Raw genomic sequence first — 4,415 nt, 5'->3', positions numbered from 1 at the left:
CGTTATGAGGGCTCATAACGCGCACAACTGCGACCTACTTGGGTGTGACTACTTGTCGAAGGCGTCCTTCGCGGCGTCCTTGACGTTTTCGCCGGCTTGCTTGGCCTTCGCGGCGGCCTGGTCGGCTACACCCTCAGCCTGCAGTTTCTCGTTGTTGGTAGCGTCACCCAAGGCTTCCTTTGCCTTACCGGTGACTTCCTGGGCCTTGTTGCTGATCTTGTCTCCGAGTCCATGAGGGCCCCCTTCCGGATAGTCGAACGCTGACGATCGCTAGACTACCTAGCGATTCTGTAAGTTTGCTGAGTATCTCCACGGGTTTGGCTCCGGGTGGCCGGATCAGGGTTTCAGGACCACCTTGATGCAGCCGTCTTCTTTCTTCTGGAACTTTTCGTAGAGTTCCGGGGCGTCGTCCAGGGCTCCCGTATGGGTGACCAGGTGCATGACTCCCAGCGGATCGGCGTCGTCTTCCACCAAGGGAAGCAGCTGGTCAGTCCAGCTGCGCACATTGCACTGGCCCATGCGGAGTTGGAGCTGTTTGTCGAACATGGTCATCATGGGCATGGGGTCCGCTTGGCCTCCGTAGACGCCGCTGAGTGAAATTGTCCCGCCGCGGCGCACCATGTCCACGGCTGTGTGGAGTGCCGCCAGCCGGTCCACGCTGATGGTCTCCATGGCCACTTGCGCCGGCTTGTCCGGAAGCAGCGAAACGGCTTTGTGGAGGAAGGACGCGACAGGGGAGCCGTGAGCCTCCATGCCGACGGCGTCCACCACCGAATCAGGGCCCCGCCCGAGGGTTTCCTCCCGGAGCTGCGCTGACACATCCGGGCTGTAGGCCATGGTTTCCACGCCGTGTTCTTCGGCCATTGCCCTGCGCTCAGGGACCGGATCCACGCCGATCACGCGGAAGCCCTTGTGCTTGCCGATCCTGGAAGCAAATTGGCCGACGGGTCCCAGGCCTAGGACGGCCAACGTTCCGCCCTCCGGCACATTGGCGTACTCCACGGCCTGCCAAGCAGTGGGAAGGATATCGGAGAGGAATAAATACCGCTCGTCCGGCAGGTCCGAGTCCAGCTTGATGGGTCCGTAGTCGCCGAATGGAACGCGCAGGTACTGCGCCTGGCCGCCGGGGACGGAGCCGTACAGTTCTGAGTAGCCGAACAGCGCGGCACCCGAGTGCTTTTCCTTGACCTGCGTGGTTTCGCATTGCGATTGCAGTCCCTGGTTGCACATGTAGCAACGCCCGCAGGAAATGTTGAACGGCACCACAACGCGGTCGCCCTTTTTCAGGCGGTGGACTTCCGACCCCACTTCTTCCACAATGCCCATGGGTTCGTGCCCGATCACATCGCCTTTGTGCATGTAGGGGCCCAGGACTTCGTAAAGGTGGAGGTCGGAGCCGCAAACCGCCGTGGAGGTGATTCGAACAATCACATCCGTTGATTCCTGGATGGTTGGATCAGGGACCTCGATGACGCCCAAGGAGCGCCTGCCCTGCCATGTCACTGCTTTCATCATCGCTCTCCCTGCTCTTGCCTGGAGTAGTCCCGCGCTGCAGGAGACCCCTTCAGCCAAACAGACTCGGGGGCCGGGCACAAGGTCTTCAGGCCGAAGCGCGCGCGGGAGCATCCCGAGGCCACCGGCAGCTGATTCACGACGGCGGCTACCGCCCTTCGCGTGGTGGCGGGCGTTCGCCCACGCTCGGATATTAGTAAGCATCCTGATGAATAGTGTTAATATGGTGGGAGGTACAAACATTTGTCGGACAGCGAAGACCGAGGAGTGTGCGCATGGTGTTTGGAAGCGGGGCCGGCGGGGTACATCGTGGACACCACGTTCACGATGGTGACCGGGCACAGCGTGGGCTAGGAGCGGCGCCCAAGAAAGCCGTTCACCAAGGAGGCAATCCACATGGATACCGGGCAATTGGTTCTGATTATCGTAGTGGCCGTCATCGTCATAGCCGCGGTGATTATCGCGGTGGTGGTTGGCCGACGGAAAAAGACTGAAGCAAACCGCCGTCGTGCCGCAGACCTTCGGGAGAAGGCCGACCAGGAAGCTGTTGGCGCCCATCAAGCCAAGGCGCAATCAGCCCAAGCTGAGGCTGCTGCAGTCCAAGCCGAAGCCGAAGCCAACCGTCTTCGCCGCGAGGCCGAGCAGCGATCGTCCCAAGCCCGTGAGGCCTCTGGCCGCGTCGAAGAACACCTGCGTCACGCCGACAAGCTGGACCCCGATGTCCAGCCGGGTCACGAGCGTACCGACGATTCGCGTCATGACCGCTCAGACGGCGACGTCAGGGCAAGGACGGCGCAGCCGCGAACAGGAACCCATGAGCATGAGGGGCGGCTGACCCGGGACCGTTCGGGCCGAGATGCGGATTCGGGGGAGGATGACGCTCGCGAAAAATCCGTGCGCGATAGGTCTTTACGTGACGGCGAGAGAAACGCATAGTTTCTAGGAAGAGACGGAGGCGAAGAAAGTGAGCATCGTGGTACGGCGAACAGGGCAGGCGATGCGCTCGACGGAAGTCAAGCCAAACAGGCATTCGGTTGATGTGGTCCTGGGCCACTTGGGCGAGATCGGCCCGGCCGTTGCCGCCCTGAGGCGGGAGTCGTCGAGGCTGGCGGAGTGGGGCGAGGAACTGGCCCGCGTAAAGCTTCGCGGTGGCAGGATCTTTGCCGCCGGGAGTGAGGGTTCCGCCCACGAAGCCGACCGGTTCACCATAGAACTCGCCGTCCACGACACCCGCAACGGCGGCGACGGTACGGCCTTCGCCACGATCGCAGCCCCTAAGGATGGCAGTGCGGGGACCGTTGGCGAGCAGATCACCGACCAAGTCCGTAAAGGCGACATCGTGGTGCTGTTCGCCTCAGGTGGGATCGCCGACGACCTGCGCGAAGCAGCATCTGCCGCCAAGTCTGCGGGTGCCAAGGTATGGGCGCTGACGGGCAAGGAGTCCAAGGACCTGGGGCAGTTGGTCAGCGAGGCCATCTGTGTCAACACGGACCCACCCCACGCAGAGGAGGCACACCTGGTGGCCGTCCTGACGCTCTGCGAGTGCTTCGACGAGTCCATGCGGGAGCTCACTAAATAAGGCGGACTGACTGGCCTCCCGCCAGTCAGTTTCTTGTGATCTGCCCCTCATCCCGGAATAGTTGCAGACGCCGCACAGTTGCCCAGAGTGAACCTGATTCATTCTGAAAGGAACTGCGCATGCTGTTTTCTCCTCTGGCGCTCGGTGAGCTCGAACTTCCCAACCGACTGGTTATGGCGCCATTGACCCGACTGCGTGCTGGCCTGGAAGGTGTACCGAACGATCTCATCGCGGAGCACTACCGCCAGCGTGCGTCCCTCGGCTTGATCGTCAGCGAAGGCACCTATCCGACGCCCGCCGGCCAGTCGTACACCGGCCAGCCCGGCTTGGTCACCGCCGAGCAGATCGCCGGATGGAAGAAGGTCACGGATGCTGTCCACGCCGAGGGCGGCAGGATCTTCGCTCAGGTCATGCACGGTGGGCGCGTTTCGCACGCAGACATCACCGGTGGCCACCAGATTGTTGGCCCGAGCGCCGTCGCCATCGAGGGCGAAGTCCGCACGCCAAACGGTAAGCAGGCCTACCCGGTTCCGCGCGAAATCCGTACCGACGAGTTGCCGGGCGTTATCCAGGAAATTGTGACCGCTTCCCGCAACGCCATCGAGGCCGGCTTCGACGGCGTGGAACTGCACTCCGCCAACGGCTACCTCCTGCACGAGTTCCTTGCGCCCAACTCGAACGTCCGCGCCGACAGCTACGGTGGATCGCCAGAAAACCGCGCCCGCTTCGTGATCGAAACCGTCAACGCCGTAGTGGAGGCCCTGGGCGCCAACCGAGTGGGCATCCGCATCTCGCCCGAGCACAACGTTCAGGGCATCGCCGAGGTGGACGCCGCCGATGTTCGCGCTACCTACGAGGTTCTGGTGGACACCATCGCCCCGCTCAACCTGGCCTACCTCAGCATCCTGCACCATGACCCCAAGGGCTCCCTGGTCCAGGATCTTCGCGAGCGCTTCAACGGCACGTTCCTGGTGAACACCGGCTTCAGCGAGATCACCACCCGCGATGAAGCAATCGCCCTTGTTGCCGATGGACTCGCCGACGGCGTGGTTGTTGGCCGTCCCGCCATCGCCAACCCGGACCTCGCCCGCCGCTGGCGTGAAGGACTCCCTGTCAACGAACCGAACGCGGCCACCTTCTATGCGGACGGCGCTGAGGGTTACACGGACTACCCGTTCTACGCCAACTAGGCGCAAAGCACCCCAGCGCGACCTCGACGCCGGCACTCGTCTGAGTGCCGGCGTCGTACGTTAACGCGGGGCAACCCGACTGGGGGGGCGGTTTGGGGGGGTTTGGGGGGGGGCAAGGCCCCCCAAAAGGCGCC

5 protein-coding genes are annotated in these 4,415 nt (G+C 63.0%); 3 read left to right on the top strand and 2 right to left on the bottom strand.

Annotated elements, in window-relative coordinates:
- Window positions 1-48: 48 nt before the first annotated feature.
- Complete coding sequence (locus ACFVSJ_RS24270; RefSeq protein WP_387439679.1) at window positions 49-216, bottom strand: CsbD family protein; 168 nt, start codon at window positions 214-216, stop codon at window positions 49-51.
- A 120-nt stretch (window positions 217-336) separates the two neighbouring features.
- A complete protein-coding gene (locus ACFVSJ_RS24265) occupies window positions 337-1,512 on the bottom strand; it encodes a zinc-dependent alcohol dehydrogenase (protein WP_387439678.1) in 1,176 nt (391 codons plus the stop codon).
- A gap of 396 nt (window positions 1,513-1,908) precedes the next feature.
- Between ACFVSJ_RS24265 and ACFVSJ_RS24260 the strand changes: the two genes are divergently transcribed.
- The 3 genes from ACFVSJ_RS24260 (at window position 1,909) to ACFVSJ_RS24250 (ending at window position 4,281) form a co-directional block, all read left to right on the top strand.
- Window positions 1,909-2,448, top strand: coding sequence for a hypothetical protein (locus tag ACFVSJ_RS24260; RefSeq protein WP_387439677.1), 540 nt, complete (start codon window positions 1,909-1,911; stop codon window positions 2,446-2,448).
- 28 nt (window positions 2,449-2,476) lie between these two features.
- The gene (locus tag ACFVSJ_RS24255; RefSeq protein WP_387439676.1) at window positions 2,477-3,091 is read left to right on the top strand and encodes an SIS domain-containing protein; all 615 of its coding nucleotides are present in this window, start codon (window positions 2,477-2,479) and stop codon (window positions 3,089-3,091) included.
- 119 nt (window positions 3,092-3,210) lie between these two features.
- The gene (locus tag ACFVSJ_RS24250; protein ID WP_387439675.1) at window positions 3,211-4,281 is read left to right on the top strand and encodes an alkene reductase; all 1,071 of its coding nucleotides are present in this window, start codon (window positions 3,211-3,213) and stop codon (window positions 4,279-4,281) included.
- The last annotated feature ends 134 nt before the right edge of the window (window positions 4,282-4,415 follow it).

Origin of the sequence: Paenarthrobacter sp. NPDC058040 (assembly GCF_042885775.1) — a bacterium.
In the GTDB taxonomy this organism is placed as follows: Bacteria; Actinomycetota; Actinomycetes; order Actinomycetales; family Micrococcaceae; genus Arthrobacter.
This window is presented reverse-complemented; position numbering and strand designations above follow the sequence as displayed.